The organism is Lacinutrix sp. (assembly GCF_037625555.1).
In the GTDB taxonomy this organism is placed as follows: domain Bacteria; phylum Bacteroidota; class Bacteroidia; order Flavobacteriales; family Flavobacteriaceae; genus Lacinutrix.
The window spans coordinates 1-16,635 of sequence record NZ_JASJHV010000012.1; the positions used below are offsets into that span (position 1 = coordinate 1).

General features: G+C 31.0%; 14 protein-coding genes. 11 read left to right on the forward strand and 3 right to left on the reverse strand.

The genetic code is table 11. The features are described 5' to 3' along the window. Positions 1-890, reverse strand: an 890-nt coding sequence (locus QNK89_RS00535; RefSeq protein WP_340168973.1) for a beta-ketoacyl-ACP synthase III, incomplete at its 3' end; no start/stop codon positions are given. A gap of 256 nt (positions 891-1,146) precedes the next feature. On the opposite strand from QNK89_RS00535, the gene htpG reads away from it, so the two are divergent. From htpG to QNK89_RS00550, 3 genes are all read left to right on the forward strand, one after another. After that, positions 1,147-3,060, forward strand: a complete 1,914-nt coding sequence (gene htpG, locus QNK89_RS00540; protein ID WP_340168974.1) for a molecular chaperone HtpG — start codon at positions 1,147-1,149, stop codon at positions 3,058-3,060. Positions 3,061-3,296: 236 nt separating this feature from the next. After that, positions 3,297-3,596: an immunity 53 family protein gene (locus QNK89_RS00545; RefSeq protein WP_340168976.1), complete on the forward strand. Its 300-nt coding sequence runs from the start codon at positions 3,297-3,299 to the stop codon at positions 3,594-3,596. A gap of 94 nt (positions 3,597-3,690) precedes the next feature. Beyond that, the gene (locus QNK89_RS00550; RefSeq protein WP_340168977.1) at positions 3,691-4,638 is read left to right on the forward strand and encodes a tRNA-dihydrouridine synthase family protein; all 948 of its coding nucleotides are present in this window, start codon (positions 3,691-3,693) and stop codon (positions 4,636-4,638) included. An 82-nt stretch (positions 4,639-4,720) separates the two neighbouring features. Here QNK89_RS00550 and QNK89_RS00555 read toward each other — a convergent pair whose 3' ends face one another. Next, on the reverse strand, positions 4,721-5,023 hold the full coding sequence (locus QNK89_RS00555) for a hypothetical protein (RefSeq protein ID WP_340168978.1): 303 nt from the start codon (positions 5,021-5,023) through the stop codon (positions 4,721-4,723). Positions 5,024-5,331: 308 nt separating this feature from the next. On the opposite strand from QNK89_RS00555, the gene QNK89_RS00560 reads away from it, so the two are divergent. From QNK89_RS00560 to QNK89_RS00575, 4 genes are all read left to right on the forward strand, one after another. After that, positions 5,332-7,824 (forward strand): DUF5916 domain-containing protein, encoded by a 2,493-nt coding sequence (locus QNK89_RS00560; RefSeq protein ID WP_340168980.1) that lies wholly within the window; start codon positions 5,332-5,334, stop codon positions 7,822-7,824. A 59-nt stretch (positions 7,825-7,883) separates the two neighbouring features. Beyond that, the gene (locus QNK89_RS00565; protein WP_340168981.1) at positions 7,884-8,543 is read left to right on the forward strand and encodes an ABC transporter ATP-binding protein; all 660 of its coding nucleotides are present in this window, start codon (positions 7,884-7,886) and stop codon (positions 8,541-8,543) included. Between the two features lie 87 nt (positions 8,544-8,630). After that, a complete protein-coding gene (locus QNK89_RS00570; protein ID WP_340168983.1) occupies positions 8,631-9,056 on the forward strand; it encodes a hypothetical protein in 426 nt (141 codons plus the stop codon). A 74-nt stretch (positions 9,057-9,130) separates the two neighbouring features. After that, entirely contained in the window at positions 9,131-9,895 is a 765-nt protein-coding gene (locus tag QNK89_RS00575) for a TIGR02757 family protein (RefSeq protein WP_340168984.1), read from the forward strand. 136 nt (positions 9,896-10,031) lie between these two features. Here the strand turns inward: QNK89_RS00575 and QNK89_RS00580 are convergent, their stop codons facing one another. After that, positions 10,032-11,936 (reverse strand): peptidase M61, encoded by a 1,905-nt coding sequence (locus QNK89_RS00580; protein WP_340168986.1) that lies wholly within the window; start codon positions 11,934-11,936, stop codon positions 10,032-10,034. A 127-nt stretch (positions 11,937-12,063) separates the two neighbouring features. On the opposite strand from QNK89_RS00580, the gene QNK89_RS00585 reads away from it, so the two are divergent. The 4 genes from QNK89_RS00585 to QNK89_RS00600 are packed head-to-tail and all read left to right on the forward strand — an operon-like array spanning position 12,064 to position 16,632. After that, the gene (locus tag QNK89_RS00585; protein WP_340168988.1) at positions 12,064-13,071 is read left to right on the forward strand and encodes a glycosyltransferase family 2 protein; all 1,008 of its coding nucleotides are present in this window, start codon (positions 12,064-12,066) and stop codon (positions 13,069-13,071) included. Positions 13,072-13,122: 51 nt separating this feature from the next. Next, complete coding sequence (locus tag QNK89_RS00590) at positions 13,123-15,051, forward strand: BatA and WFA domain-containing protein (protein ID WP_340168990.1); 1,929 nt, start codon at positions 13,123-13,125, stop codon at positions 15,049-15,051. Next, on the forward strand, positions 15,048-16,298 hold the full coding sequence (locus QNK89_RS00595; protein ID WP_340168992.1) for a dihydroorotase: 1,251 nt from the start codon (positions 15,048-15,050) through the stop codon (positions 16,296-16,298). Before QNK89_RS00590 ends, QNK89_RS00595 begins: the two co-directional genes overlap by 4 nt. 1 nt (position 16,299) lies before the next feature. Further along, a complete protein-coding gene (locus QNK89_RS00600) occupies positions 16,300-16,632 on the forward strand; it encodes a hypothetical protein (RefSeq protein ID WP_340168994.1) in 333 nt (110 codons plus the stop codon). The last annotated feature ends 3 nt before the right edge of the window (positions 16,633-16,635 follow it).

Below are 16,635 nucleotides of genomic sequence, written 5' to 3' on the forward strand. Positions count from 1 at the left end.
GCTGCCGTTGTGTTACCGTATTTTTGAATGTTATTAAAAACTTGGTCGTTACTTAAACCAAATTTCTTTTGAATAAATTGTGCAATACGTAAATTGGCTTGATGCGGAATTAACATATCTATTGCATCTTTATCTAAATTATTCTTTGCTAAACCTTCCATAATCACTTCACTAAAACGTACCACTGCATTTTTAAATACAAAGGTACCATTCATGTGTGGAAAGTAACTTTCGTCGTTAGGATCGTTATCTGCTATAATATCGTTTACCCAACGTTTACCCATTCCAGGTGCAACTAGAACAAGCTCTTCGGCATGTTCTCCTTGCGAATGTAAATGTGTTGACAATATACCTTTTGTAGTATCTTCTTCTCTCGTTAAAATTGCTGCTCCTGCTCCATCTCCAAAAATAACAGTAACTCCTCTTCCTCGTGTTGTTTTATCTAATCCATGAGAATGCAATTCGCTACCAATTACAAGAATGTTTTTATACATGCCTGTTTTAATAAAATTATCTGCAACAGAAATGGCATATACAAAACCCGAACATTGATTTCTTACATCTAATGCTCCAACGGTTTTAATACCTAAAGCATGCTGTACTTTCACTCCAGGGCCAGGAAAATACATATCTGGACTCAAGGTTGCAAACACAATAAAATCGATATCGTTTTTATCTATTCCTGAGCGTTCTATAGCTTGTTTAGCAGCTTTAACTGCCATTGTTGCTGTAGTATCTCCAGAACCTTCTTTTACCCAACGACGCTCTTTTATTCCAGTACGTTCCGTAATCCAGTCGTCATTAGTATCCATCATTTTAGACAGATCGTCGTTTGTTACTATATTATCTGGGACATATTTACCAAGTCCTATTATTTTTGAATTGTACATAAAACATTATTGTTTTCGGTTCCCATGAAAAAGGAAATTTTATTGTTGCAAAATTACTTACGCTAATTTAAGTGTTTCAGAAACAAACAATCTATCATTTAACGCATATTTAATTATGCATGCATAGTAATCTGTTTTGACACTTTGTCACTTTTAATCAATTGGCATTTTTGTTGACTATTAATGTATTAATAATTTAGAACTAAAGTTTAAACAGTTTTCCGTCTTTGCGGAAAAGAAAAAATAACAATTCATTATGGCAAAAGGAAATATTAATGTTTCGGTAGAAAACATTTTCCCATTAATTAAAAAATTCTTGTACAGTGATCACGAAATATTTTTACGTGAACTTATAAGTAATGGTACAGACGCAACTTTAAAGTTGAAGCATTTAACAAGTATCGGCGAATCTAAGTCTGAATACGGAACTCCTGTAATTGAGATTAAAATTGATAAGGAAGGTAAAAAACTTCACATTATCGATCAAGGTTTAGGAATGACAGCCGAAGAAGTTGAAAAATACATTAACCAAATTGCGTTTTCTGGAGCTGAAGAGTTTTTAGATCAATATAAAGATTCTGCCAAAGATTCAGGTATTATTGGTCATTTTGGTCTAGGATTCTATTCTGCATTTATGGTGGCAGAGAAAGTAGAAATTATTACTAAATCTCATAAAGAGGATACAATTAGTGCACATTGGACTTGTGATGGTTCTCCAGAATTTACATTAGAAGCTTCAGACAAAACAGATAGAGGAACAGAAATAATCCTACATATTGCAGAAGACTCGACAGAGTTTTTAGAAGAAGCACGTATTGGTTCTTTATTAACTAAGTATAACAAGTTTATGCCTATTCCAATTAAATTTGGAACTAAGGAAGTTAACGATCCAGAACACACACCTGCAACTACAAAAGATGCTGAAGGTAAAGAGACAACAGAACCTCAACAAAAAATCACTATAGACAATATCATCAATAATCCTAATCCAGCTTGGACAAAACAACCAACAGAGTTAGAGGATGAAAACTATAAAAGTTTTTACAGAGAGTTATATCCTGCTCAATTTGAAGAGCCATTATTTCACATTCATTTAAATGTAGATTATCCGTTTAATTTAACAGGAATTTTATATTTCCCAAAGATGACTCAAGACATGAGCGTGCAAAAGGATAAAATTCAGTTATACCAAAATCAAGTTTATGTAACCGATAATGTAGAAGGTATTGTGCCAGAATTTTTAACCATGTTACGTGGTGTTATTGATTCTCCAGATATTCCTTTAAACGTGTCACGTTCATACTTACAAGCAGATGGAGCAGTTAAAAAGATTTCATCTTACATAACACGTAAAGTTGCAGATAAATTAAAATCGTTATTTAATAGTAATCGTGAAGATTTTGAAGCAAAATGGAATGATATTAAAGTAGTCATTGAATACGGAATGCTGTCTGAAGACAAGTTCTTCGATAAAGCAGATGCTTTTGCATTGTATCCAACAGTAGATAATAAATATTACACATATGAAGAATTAGAAAACACCATTAAAGCTAACCAAACCGATAAAGACGGTAAAATGGTTATACTTTATGCTAGCGATCAAGATGCACAACATACATATATAGAAGCTGCAAAAGCTAAAGGTTACGAAGTGTTATTATTAGATTCGCCAATTATTTCGCATTTAATGCAGAAATTAGAAAGCACAAAAGAAAACATTACGTTTGCTCGTGTAGATGCAGATTCTATAGATAAACTAATTAGTAAAGAGGATACAGTAATTTCTAAATTAGACGATGACCAAACTAAAGCATTAGATGAGTTATTGAAAGAAGTTATACCTTCAGATAAATTTATGGTACAACTAGAAGCTCAAGATAGCGATGCTACTCCATTTATGATTACACAGCCAGAATTTATGCGAAGAATGAAAGAAATGCAAGCTTCTGGAGGTGGTGGAATGAACATGTTTGGTAACATGCCAGAAATGTACAATCTAATCGTGAACACGAACTCTGAATTGGTGGGTGAAATATTAAACACTAAAACCAAGAAAAAACAGGAGCGTTTAATTAGCCAAAGTTTAGACTTAGCACGTTTATCCCAAGGTTTATTAAAAGGTAAAGAATTGAGTGATTTTATTAGTCGTAGTTACGAAATGATAAAATAACAATTGAAATACCATTGCGAGTCGCATTTTAGCTATTTCGCAATATTATTTAATATGTTTTTCGCTTTCGCGGAAATACTAAAACCAACTTTCGAGGTGGTTTTATGTTTGTTGATAGTGTTATATATTTAAACTAATTTCGTTTAAAACTTTTATATTTATTTTCGAAACAAAGTAAATAATTTCTATCTGATTTTTATAAACATGATTAGATAGTATAAAACAAATTAATACAAATGGAAATTACAGACTGGATACAAAATTGGTTTAAAAATAATTGCGATGGAGATTGGGAACATGGTAATGGCATACAAATTACCACAATCGATAATCCAGGTTGGGATGTAGAGATTGATATATCTAACACGTCATTAACCAATATAGAAATACCTTGGATACTTAATGAAAATAGCAAACAAGATTGGTATGCTGTAAAGATTGAGAACCAAGTATTTAATGCTTCTGGCGATTTTGGAAAACTAACTTTTCTGTTAGGCTTATTTAAAGAAATGATAGAGAAATTTAAAAACGCGTAATACAATCTGCATTACTTTGACATAAATACAAAACCACTTCAAATTACGAAGTGGTTTTTCTTTTTAATCTATATTTGCTACATTAAATACTAATATGGCAATAACGCTACTCTCATCACCTCTTCAAGGTTTTACAGACTTCAGGTTTCGTAATGCATTTCATCACTATTTTGGTGGCATAGATACTTTTTATGCGCCATATATTCGTTTAAACGGAAAGTTAAAAATCAAACAATCGTACCAATTAGATTTAAAACCCGAAAACAATACAACTTTAGAAGTGATTCCTCAAGTTATGACTAACAATGCAGACGAGTTTATTTTCGTTGTAAAATACGTGCAAAGTTTAGGTTACAAAGAACTAAATTGGAATTTGGGTTGCCCATATCCTATGGTAACAAAATCTGGAATGGGTTCTGGTTTAATTTGTAACCCATCTAAAATAGATCATATTTTAAAACGTGCTCATAACGAAACAGATATTACGGTTTCTATGAAAATGAGAATGGGTTACGATCATGCTGAAGAAATTTTAGATGCATTTCCTATTCTAGATAATTATCCGCTTAAAAACATCGCTATTCATGCACGTATTGGCAAACAACTTTACAAAGGCCCTGTAGATTTAGATGCTTTCGAGCGTTGTATAACAAATACAAAACACAAGCTATATTATAATGGAGATATTACTAGTGTGGACGCCTTTAAAAAAATGGAAGCTCGCTTACCTAGTATCGATCATTTTATGATTGGTCGTGGCTTAATTGCTGATCCTTTTTTACCAAGTATGATTAAAAACAACACAACCAAATATCCTAAAAACCGATGGGAAATTTTTAGTGAATTTCACGATACTATATACCAACAATACGATGAATATCTTTCTGGGCCAACACCTATAAAAATGAAGATGTTAGGCTTTTGGGAATTCTTTTCTCAGTCGTTTTCTAATCCACAAAAAACCTACAAGGCAATAAAAAAAGCAGGAAACCCAATAAAATATAAGCAAGCCGTAAAAGAAATTTTAAATAAAGAGAAATAATAATTTGCCCTAAGTTTCTATCTCTAAATAAAAAAAACACTCTTAGAGTGCTTTTTATGTGTTTCAAATTATTAAGAAATTATTAATTCACTTCAATAACTGTTTCTTTTGTTTTTGTTTTAAAAACATACGTGTATAACCACATAAGTGTAAATGTTGGTAATACATCTAATCCTGGCAAAGCTTCTTCTATAAAAGAAACTGCTGCACCTACTTTACCTGCGTTACCTTTATAGAGTTTAGTAATAATGAAAGCAGAAGCTGGAGCCCAAACCACATCTGTAAACTCTCCAATTCCTGGAATAATAAAACTGGCATAACCTACAGCATCAAAAATGATACTTGCTGCTAATATTTTGTATTTGTTTGTGTTTTCTAAATTCATTGTAATGTAATTGTGTTAATACTTTTATTAAAGCAAATAGCGTTCCATTTTTAGTAACATTATAAAATTAGTTTGTTAAGATGAAAAACGTTAATCTATTCGTTTATAAGTAAGTAGGTGAATTTGCTAAATTGTTACAAAAAGTATAATCTTTAATAGCGTAAAGGTGCTACATTTGATTATTGCTCATTATTTAACTTTTAATTTAAGAAAAAACACATTTGTAAAAGTAGTTTTGCACAGCAAACTGTAAAAATCAAATAGTACTGGAGTCCATAGACTACCAACAATTAACCACCATAAATATAATGAAATTTTTTTCTACTTTAATATTAGCTTTTCTTTTTACACTAAACCTTAGTGCACAAGACAAGAAAAAATATACTATTTCACGTACCGATAAAGCTCCAAAAATTGATGGCATACTAGATGATGAAGTTTGGAAAACTGCACAGATTGCGACAGATTTTGTAGAGTTTCAGCCAACTGTTGGAAAAACAATGCTAAAAAATAAACGTACAGAAGTGAAAATGACTTACGATGATACTGGCATCTATATTTCAGCATATTTGTACGACGACCCAAAAGATATGATGAAGCAGTTTACACAAAGAGATGACTTTGGCCAGTCTGATTTTTTTGCAGCAGTTTTCAACCCAAATAACGATGCACAAAACAATACTGAGTTTTTTGTGTTTAGTTCTGGTACGCAAGCAGATGCTTTCGAAAGTCCTGGTAACGGTGAAGATTTTGGCTGGAATGCTGTTTGGGAAAGCGCAACAAAAACTGTAGACGATGGTTGGATTTTAGAAATGAAAATTCCTTATAGATCCTTACGCTTTACAAAAGCAGAAAACCCAACTTGGGGTATTCAGTTTCATAGGCATTATAGAACAACAAGAGAGCAAACAACATGGAATCCAGTAGACGTTACAAGTGGTGCAAGAATTGGTTTTTTTAATGCCGAATTAAAAGGCCTTACAAATCTTGAACCCCCAACACGTTTAAGTTTTTATCCTTTTGCTTCTTATGTTGCAGATCGTTTTGATGGCGAAAAAATTGATGATTTCAATGTCGGTTTAGATATAAAATATGGTATTACTGAGAACTTTACTTTAGACGCTACACTTATTCCAGATTTTAGTCAAGTTGGTTTTGATGATGTGCAACTTAACTTAGGGCCTTTTGAGCAAGCCTTCTCAGAACAAAGACAATTTTTTACAGAAGGTGTAGATTTATTTAGAAAAGGAAATTTATTTTTCTCTAGACGTATTGGAAGTGCTCCAACTGGTAACCCAACATTGGGAACAGATGAAATTATAGAAGGTGATTTTCCACAAAAAACAGCGTTACTTAATGCTGTAAAAGTATCTGGTAGAACAAAAGGCGGACTTGGTGTTGGTTTATTTAATGCCATTACAAAGAAAACAGATTTAGATATTATAGATGCTACAACTGGTGAAAAGCGTAAAGAAACAGTAGAACCTTTAACCAACTATAATATTATGGTTGTAGACCAACAGTTTAACAAAAACTCTTCTGTAACATTAATAAATACAAATGTTACACGTAATGGCTCTGGCTTTTCTGCCACTCCAGGAGGATTAGAGTTAAATTTAGGTAGAAATGGTTCTGGCTATAGAGACGCCAATGTTACAGGTTTATTATTCGATTTAAAAAACAAGAAAAACACTTATGGTGCTATTGCAGAAGTAAAAATGAGTAATATTAATCTTGAAGATGGCACACAAACCGGAATAAGCTCTAGTTTAGGGTTTGGGAAAAACAGTGGGCAGTATAGATGGAGTCTATCTCATGAACTAGCAGATAAAGAATATGATATTAATGATATGGGACTACTTTTTAGAAACAACTATAGCAATTTTAGCACAGACTTTTCTTATCAAATTTTTGAACCTACCGAAAATCTTAACAATTTCAGTATTAACTCTTGGGCTAATTATAACAGTTTATACAGACCAGGAACATTTACTGGTTTTAACTTTGGAGGACGTGTTTTTGCAGTAGGTAAAAAAAGTTTAATGGCATATGGTGGTAATTTTAATGTACAACCAGGAAAACAATTCGATTATTTCGATCCTCGTGTAGATGGACGCTATTGGATAACAGAGGACTGGCTAAATACTGGAGCATTTATATCTACTAATTACAATAAAAAATATGCGATAGATGTTAATTTAGGTTACGAAACACTTTTTGAAGAAGGTAGAATTTACCAAAGTGTGTTTTTTGGTGTAGAGCCAAGAATTAAGTTTAATGAAAATTTTATAGTTATATATTCATTCTCTTGGGACCAAGAATTGCGAGAAAGAAGTTGGATAGATTTTATTGGTGACGATATTATTTATGGGCAACGCGATCAATTAACAATAGAAAACAGTATTTCTGGCAGCTACAATTTTAATGCATTAAATAGTTTAACTTTAAGTTTTAGAAATTATTGGAGTGCTGTACAATATGAAGATAATATTTACGAACTAGGAGAAAACGGAAGATTACACAGAGATAATGATTACACAAAAGAAGACATTAGCGATCCAGATGTTAATTTTAGCACATGGAACCTAAACCTTACTTATTCATGGCAATTTGCTCCTGGTAGTTTTTTAACGGCTCAATACCGTAACCGTATATTTAATTTTAATAATAATGGTTCGCAAGCGTTTGGAAATAGTTTGGGAGAATTACTAGACCAACCAAATGGTAATACTTTTTCTCTTAGAATGGTTTACTTTATAGATTATGCAGATTTAAAAAACGTTTTTAAAGGCAAATCTTAAACCATAGAAAGTTGTGCATTAGTTTTTAAAGTAGTATTTTCATACTTTGATTTACATATATGATTAAAGCTGAAAACATCCATAAGTATTACGACGATTTACACGTATTAAAAGGAGTTAACGTACACATTAAAAAAGGTGAAATAGTTTCTATTGTAGGCACATCTGGCGCTGGCAAAACAACATTATTACAAATCTTAGGAACCTTAGATCGTATTACTAAAACTAGTGATTCTTCTCTTGTTATTAATGGCGAAAGTATAAGTTTACTATCTGAAAAGCAGATGGCTAAATTTAGAAATGAACATATTGGCTTTATTTTTCAATTTCATCAATTATTACCAGAATTTACAGGATTAGAAAATGTTTGTATTCCTGCTTACATAAAAAAAACACCAAAAGCTGAAGCTATTAAACGCGCTAAACAACTTCTTGACTTTTTAGGACTATCTGACAGGTACAACCATAAGCCAAACGAGTTATCTGGTGGAGAGCAACAACGTGTTGCTGTAGCTAGAGCTTTAATAAACAATCCAAGTATTATTTTTGCCGATGAACCTTCTGGCAACCTAGATAGTGAAAGCGCAGAAAACCTTCATAACCTATTTTTTAAACTACGCGATAAGTATGGACAAACCTTTGTTATTGTGACACATAACGAAGAATTAGCGAACCTTGCAGACCGTAAATTGGTAATGGTAGATGGTAAAATAGAGTGATTTTTTTACCAAAAACTTCTAAAAATTAATTAGTGTTTTTTTAATTATTAATTTATATTATAATCTTAAATTTATAAAATATTGATTATGAAAATTTTAAAGAAACTATCATTTGTTCTTGTTGCACTACTTTTTTTATGCTCATTTACTATTTCCGAAGGTGAACATGTAGGACGCTGGAAAGGAAAAGACAAAGGCGATATTGGTTTTTTAACATTATCTAGTGATGGTTTCGCTACGTTTGAATTTATCGGTCAAGAAATGGGTGGAAAATCTTACGATCATCAAGGAGTTAAAGCTTCAATGAAATATATTGTAGACTACAATAACTCTCCTGCGAGTATATATTTTATTATAATAGATAAAAGTACGGATACAGAATTAGGTAGATTAAAAGGTATTATAAAAATGAATTCTAGCGACGAAATGAATATGGCAATAACCTTTGGAGGAGGTCCTGGTAGACCAACAGATTTTATTGATGATTCTATAATATTTAGTCACGTAAAATAAAGAGACTCTAATTAAAAGCATAAAAATCCTCATCTAACTATGAGGATTTTTATTTTATAATAAACGTTTATACAATGACTAAAAAAGAACTTAAAGAATTTTTAGACATAAAAGTGGAGCTATATAATAGGCCAGACTTTATTTCAAGTGATCCAATACAAATTCCACATCAATTTAGTAAAAAAGAAGATATTGAAATTGCTGGTTTTTTAAGTGCAACCATTGCTTGGGGAAACAGAAAAAGTATTATTAAAAATGCTAATAGAATGATGGATTTATTAGAGCATTCTCCTTTTGATTTTATAATGAATCATCAAGAATCAGATTTAGAAAAACTAGAAGCTTTTGTGCATAGAACCTTTAATGGTTTCGATTTTATTACCTTTATAAAAAGCCTGCAACATATTTATAAAAACCACAATGGCTTAGAAGCTGTTTTTGCAAAACATGCAGAAAAGCACTCCCTACAAAGTGCCATCCATAATTTTAAACATACTTTTTTTGAAATTGAACATTTAAAACGTACTGAAAAACACGTAAGCGATCCACTAAAAAATTCTGCAGCAAAACGCATCAATATGTTTTTAAGATGGATGATTAGAAACGATAACACTGGAGTAGATTTTGGTATCTGGCAAAGCCTCTCACCAACTCAATTATCCTGTCCTTTAGATGTACATTCTGGAAATGTAGCAAGAAAACTAGGTCTTTTAAAACGAAAACAAAACGATGGCAAAGCATTAGCCGAATTAGATATTGCTTTAAGAAAACTGGACATAAACGATCCAGTAAAATACGATTTTGCGCTATTTGGTTTAGGAGTTTTTGAGAGTTTTTGAGAGTTTTTGAGAGTTTTTGAGAGTTTTTGAGAGTTTTTGAGAGTTTTTAAAATAACTTAAAATAAAAAACCTATTGAAAATAAATTTTCAATAGGTTTTTTAATTAAACGAGATTACTGCTATAGCAGGAATTAAATTATCCTCTTAACCAAGCTTCACGTAAAGCGTTCTGCTTTGGTGTAGCGTTAGGGTCTACTGCTAAACTAGAACCAGTAGTGTAAGATTGTGTTAATGTTGTTTTAACAACCACCTCTTTCCCATTTCTATCTATTCTAACATCTACATCTCTTCCTGGTTTCCACATGTAAACTTCAGTTAAAATCTGTTGTGCATTTGCCATTGTTAATTCTTTACCATCAACAGTTTTTATAACATCTCCTGGTAAAACTCCATTCTCTGCCCAAAAACTATTATTCTTAACAGCTTCAGAAAAAGGAATAGACATTGTAGACATATTTGGTGCAAAAATTAAAACACCATCGTTTTGTATATAGTTTGTTTTTACTTTTCCTTCTGCTAATGCTAAACCAGCTTTTGCAAAAAAGTCGTTGTAGTTAATTGGTGTTCCACCTACAACGTGAGTATTTAAAAACGCTCCAACAGATGGATACGTCATTGCAGTAATTTCAGCAATTAAATTATCGTCTTCAAAAGGTTTGTTTTTACCATATTTTAAAGATAATTCTTTCATTAAAGATAAAATACCTCTTGTACCATTACTTTCTTCACGTAAAATAATATCTATACACATGCCAATTAATGCACCTTTAGAATACACATTTACGTATTGTGGTGCGTAAGGTTCGTTTAAAATATTTTCACTCATTTCTGTAAAACTCATAGCATCGTTCATTGCTGCTGCGCTTTTAATTTTACCCATTACTTTGGTGTAAAATTCGTCTTCAGAAACTAAACCTTGATCTACTTGAAATAAAGTAGCAAAATATTCAGTTACACCTTCATACATCCATAAATGCTTAGAGAATGTAGGTTGGTTGTAATCGAAGTAATGCACATCTTCAGAATGCACACTTAAAGGTGTTACAATATGAAAAAACTCATGAGAAACAACATCAATCATACTTTCTGCTAAAGCTTCGTCTGGCATAGACTCTGGCAATACTACTACTGTAGAAGTATGGTGTTCTAATGCTCCAAAACCTTTTGGAGATTCTGCTTTTCCTTCAGATAAATACAAGTAAATATCGTAACGAGGTGTTGTGTTTACGTCTCCTAAATATGCCTTTTGTGCAAGCATCATTTTTTCCATTACTGCTTTAATTTTTTCTGCAGAATGTACATTGTTAGGAGAATATACACTTAATACTATTTTAATGTCGCCAACTTGAAATTCTTCAACATCTAAAGCGCCATAAAACATAGGATTGTCTGTAATATCAAAGTATCTTGGTGCAAAATAACTAGAAGTCATAGATACACCATCTTCATTCATTTTTGTTCCAGTCTCCTGTAATGCAGATGTTTTAAGCATTGTTTTTGGTGCTGTAACATCTAATTTATATTGTGCTGTCTTTAAAGAATCAAAATACCCTATAAAACCATGCAAGTTTAGCACATAGTTTGTAGTTTCAATATTGGTTCCTGCTGGAGAAAATGGGACTTCATTTCCTATACCACCTTGAACTTCCATATCGAAAGTATCGTTTACGTTATAAGCAACCATATCTAAATTAGTTGCATTACTAATGGTCCATGTATTAGTGTCTGTTTTTTCGACAGCTAATTCATTTCCTTTATAATCTAATGCTTTGAAATCGTCAATATACTTTCCAAAATCACTTACAGAATAGGTTCCTTGTACTACTCTAGGTAATCTATAAGTTACAGTTTCTGCTGTAAAACGCCCAGGATTTATTGTTATAGGTGCTTTATCATTAATTACCTTAGTTAAGTCTAAAGTTGTTTCAATTGGGTTTAAAGATGCTAAATCGTTTTTAGCTTTTTCACCTGTTGTTTTTGTAGCATTACATCCTACTAGAAGCACTCCAGCAAATACAACACTTAATAGATGTTTTTTCATTGTTTTAATTTTTTGTTAATGGTCTAAAATATTAAGACGCGCAAATGTACAATGTGTTACATATATTTGATGTAAAATTTTGTTAATTAGTGTTAAATGAAATAAACAAGAATACTATCTTGCAAAAATGCAACAACCACTAGTAAGCATATTAATTCCTTTTAAGAATACTCAACAATTTCTTGGTGAGTGTCTAAACTCTATAAGTAAACAAACCTATACCAATTGGGAATTATTGATTATAGATGACAACTCTACAGACAAAAGTTATGATTTAGTAGAAAGTTATGCTAATAATGATAAAAGAATTAAGCTATTTAAAAATGAAGGCTCTGGTATAATTAATGCCTTAAAATTAGCGTTTTCTAAATCTACTGGTACTTATATTACTAGAATGGATAGTGATGATATAATGGCCGAAATAAAAATTGAAACACTACTTAATGCGCTTTTACTTGCCGGAAAAAACCATATATCAACAGGTTTAGTTAGTTGTTTTTCTGCTCAAGGCATAAGCGATGGTTACAAAAAATATGAGAACTGGCTAAACAACTTAACAGGAAATGGGAGAAATTATTCTGAGATCTATAAGGAGTGTGTTATTCCATCTCCTTGTTGGATGATTAATAGAGAAGATTTATTAGCAATTAATGCTTTTGACCCAATACGCTATCCAGAAGATTACGATTTAACCTTTAGGTTTTATGAAGCTAAATATAAGGTAATCCCTTGCAATAAAACACTTCATTTATGGCGAGATTATGGAACAAGAGCCTCAAGAACAGATGCTAATTATGCTGAAAATAGTTTTATAGATATTAAGCTTCATTATTTTTTAAAATTAGATTATAACAAATCTAAAACACTAGTAGTTTGGGGAGCAGGAAAAAAAGGGAAGTCGATTGCTAAAAAATTAATAGCACTTAATATTCCGTTTCAATGGATTTGCGATAACCCAAAAAAAATAGGCAAAAACATTTACGATTTAGATATGAAAGCATTTAAACATTTAGAGGCTTTAGAAAATTTTCAAAGTATTATTAGTGTGGCAAATGGAGAACAGCAAATAATTATTAAAAATTATTTAATGCACTTAAACAAAGTATCTATGTATGATTATTTTTTCTTTTGTTAAAACTTCTCATATTTCAGTATTAGTTTTATATTTGCTTAATCAATAAAATCAATGCAGTTTAAACACCCAGAAATTCTTTACGGCTTATTATTACTGCTTATCCCAATTATTGTTCACTTATTTCAGTTACGTAAATTCCAAAAAGAGGCTTTTACTAACGTTGCTTTTTTAAAACAAATCACATTACAGACGCGTAAAAGTGCGCAAATTAAAAAGTGGCTAGTACTGTTCACTAGAATGGGCATTTTAGCAGCTATTGTAATTGCTTTTGCACAACCATACACTTCTAAAAACAAGGCTTTTAAAACAAAATCTGAAACTGTTATTTTTCTAGACAACTCCTTTAGTATGCAAGTAAAAGGAGATAAAGGTGAGTTGCTAAAAAGAGCAGTGAGCGACATAATAAGCAATGTACCAGAAGACGAAAACATCTCGCTTATAACTAACGACAACGCATTTATAAAAACAAGTGTTAAAGCTATAACCAACGATTTATTACAACTTAATTATGCCACAAATCAATTGCCATATGATGCTGCTTTACTAAAAAGTAAAAAGTATTTTTCTAAAAACAAAAACACGATTAAGAACTTAGTTTTTGTTAGTGACTTTCAACAAAAAAAATCTAATTTCAAAGCAGATAATAATGGTGATACCAAACTAAGTCTAGTACACTTAAAGCCAGTAAGTAATGCTAATGTTACTATAGATAGTTTATACATATCTAAACAAACATCTAGTAATATTGAATTGTCTGTTAATTTAATAAATAATGGTAACAGCATAGAAAACCTACCTGTATCGTTATTTAACAATGGGAACTTACTTACAAAAACATCTGTAAAAATAACAGATAAAGCAACTACCATTTTTACATTACCAGTAAACAAACCTATTAATGGGATGGTATCTATAGATGATGCTAATCTTCAATTTGATAATACTTTATATTTTAATATTAATAATAGTTCTAAAATAAACGTTTTAAGTATTAACGAATCTAACGAAACTTTTTTAAAAAGCATCTATTCTAATAAAGAGTTTAATTACCAAACCACCTCCTATAATCAGCTTAATTATAGCGATATCACAAAACAAAACCTTATTGTTTTAAACGAGTTACAACAAATCCCTAACTCTTTAATTACTGCATTAAAATCGTTTACTACCAATGGTGGTGTATTAGTTATTATACCTTCAAATAGTATTAATCTACAAGAATATAATAACCTATTAACAAATTACGGTTTTACTCCTTTTGCAAAAGTATCTGAAATTGAAAAACTTCTTACAAATATTAATTACGCTCATCCCTTATATAAAGATGGAGTTTTCGAGAAACAAGTATCAAATTTTCAATACCCAAAAATAAAATCTTACTATCCACAAAACATTGGTAAGGCTCAAAATATACTTGAATTTGAAGATGGGAAACCCTTCTTGTCAGAAAACAATAATGCCTTTGTTTTTACTTCTGCATTAAATAAAAATAATTCTAATTTTCAAGATATTAATCTAATTGTTCCAACATTTTATAACATATCAAAACGCAGTTTAAAATTAGCCAATTTATATTATACTATTGGTACAGAAAATGCTTTCGATATTGTAACAGAACTGCAACAAGATGCAGTATTAACATTAGTAAACGAGAATTCTAAAGTAATACCAAGACAACAGTATTTTAACAATAAAGTCACTATAACCACTATAGGCATTCCTGAAAATTCTGGGATTTATAACATAAAAAATAAAGCTGAAATTATAGAAAACGTGAGCTATAATTATAATAGAGAAGAAAGTAAATTAGTTTACCAAAAATTCTCTAATCTAGACAAGGTTAATATTAGTAATTCTATTTCAGATGCTTTTAACACCATAAAAAGTGATACTAAAGTAAATGAGCTATGGAAATGGTTTGTTATTTTAGCATTACTATTTTTAATTATTGAAATGCTCATCTTAAAATTTTTTAAATGAACGTACTTATCAAATCTGCAACAATAATTGACACTAAGAGTGATTTCCATAACACTACTCAAGATATTTTAATTGAAAAAGGTAAGATTACTAAAATTGCCAAAACCATTAAAAATACAAGTAATTACAAAGAAATAAAGCTTGATAATTTACATGTATCTCAAGGTTGGTTTGATAGTAGTGTATGTTTTGGAGAACCTGGTTTTGAAGATAGAGAAACTATAGAAAACGGATTAAAAACTGCTGCAAAGTCTGGTTTTACAACAGTAGCCTTACAAGCAAATACTTACCCAATTATTGATACTAACACAGATGTTGCATTTATTAAAATGAAAGCATTAAACAATGCTGTAAAACTATTACCAATTGGTGCATTAACACAAAATAGCGAGAGCAAACACCTTGCTGAGTTATTTGATATGAGTAATGCAGGAGCTGTGGCCTTTTCAGATTATAAGAAACCAATCACCAACCCAAATTTGTTAAAAATAGCATTGCAATATGCTAGTAATTTTGGTGGCTTAGTGTGCTCTTTTCCTCAAGAAAACAAAATTTCTGGACAAGGCGTAATGAACGAAAATATAACAAGTACAAGTCTAGGCTTAAAGGGCAATCCAAGTCTAGCTGAAGCTTTACAAGTGGCTCGTGATTTGTACTTACTAGAATATACTGGAGGAAAATTACACATCCCAACAATTTCCACAGCAGAATCTGTAGATTTAATTAGAAACGCTAAAAAGAAAAAGCAAGACGTTACTTGCAGTGTAGCAATACATAACTTGTGTTTAACAGATAGCGAACTTGAAGATTTCGACACACATTATAAAGTACTGCCTCCTCTAAGAACGCAAAGCGATGTCGATGCTTTAATTGAGGGTGTAAAAGATGGCACAATAGATATGGTTACTAGCGACCACAATCCTGTAACCATTGAAGACAAAAAAGTAGAATTCGATTATGCAGACTATGGAACCATAGGTCTTGAAAGTGCTTTTGGAGCTTTACAAACCTTATTTTCTACTAAAAAAACTGTACAATTACTTACAAAAGGCAAAGCTAGATTCAATGCTGAACAAACTCTTATAAATGAAGGTAATACAGTAGATTTAACATTATTTAATCCAGATAAAAAATACACTTTTACAGCCAAAAACATACACTCAAAATCTAAGAACAGCCTGTTTTTAGACAAAGAATTGAAAGGTGAAGTTTATGGTATAATTGCAAATAAAAAAACTGTTTTATAGAATGAATCAAAACACAATAGAGGAAGGAAAAACAATGAGCATTGTAGCGTATTTAACCATAATAGGTTCAATAATTGCGTTAATAATAAACAATGACAAAAAAAATCCTTTTGTAGCTTTCCATGTTAGACAAGGTTTAGGATTATGTTTAACCTATATGATTCTTGGTTATTTTATTGGAAATTTTAATAGTTGGAATGTGTCTATTGGTTTTTGGATTGGTTTTGGTGTCTTATTTTTTTACGGCATTATTGGAGCTATTACTGGCAAAATGAATGAAGTGCCATTATTAGGTAGTTTATATAAAAAATTATTTAAAAATCTTGGCAACTAACTA

Coding starts and splice junctions, on each gene's coding strand:
- QNK89_RS00595 (WP_340168992.1), top strand. CDS start 15,048: ATGAACGTACTTATCAAATCTGCAACAATAATTGACACTAAGAGTGAT.
- QNK89_RS00600 (WP_340168994.1), top strand. CDS start 16,300: ATGAATCAAAACACAATAGAGGAAGGAAAAACAATGAGCATTGTAGCG.
- QNK89_RS00580 (WP_340168986.1), bottom strand. CDS start 11,936: ATGAAAAAACATCTATTAAGTGTTGTATTTGCTGGAGTGCTTCTAGTA.
- QNK89_RS00585 (WP_340168988.1), top strand. CDS start 12,064: ATGCAACAACCACTAGTAAGCATATTAATTCCTTTTAAGAATACTCAA.
- QNK89_RS00570 (WP_340168983.1), top strand. CDS start 8,631: ATGAAAATTTTAAAGAAACTATCATTTGTTCTTGTTGCACTACTTTTT.
- QNK89_RS00565 (WP_340168981.1), top strand. CDS start 7,884: ATGATTAAAGCTGAAAACATCCATAAGTATTACGACGATTTACACGTA.
- QNK89_RS00545 (WP_340168976.1), top strand. CDS start 3,297: ATGGAAATTACAGACTGGATACAAAATTGGTTTAAAAATAATTGCGAT.
- QNK89_RS00560 (WP_340168980.1), top strand. CDS start 5,332: ATGAAATTTTTTTCTACTTTAATATTAGCTTTTCTTTTTACACTAAAC.
- QNK89_RS00590 (WP_340168990.1), top strand. CDS start 13,123: ATGCAGTTTAAACACCCAGAAATTCTTTACGGCTTATTATTACTGCTT.
- htpG (WP_340168974.1), top strand. CDS start 1,147: ATGGCAAAAGGAAATATTAATGTTTCGGTAGAAAACATTTTCCCATTA.
- QNK89_RS00550 (WP_340168977.1), top strand. CDS start 3,691: ATGGCAATAACGCTACTCTCATCACCTCTTCAAGGTTTTACAGACTTC.
- QNK89_RS00575 (WP_340168984.1), top strand. CDS start 9,131: ATGACTAAAAAAGAACTTAAAGAATTTTTAGACATAAAAGTGGAGCTA.
- QNK89_RS00555 (WP_340168978.1), bottom strand. CDS start 5,023: ATGAATTTAGAAAACACAAACAAATACAAAATATTAGCAGCAAGTATC.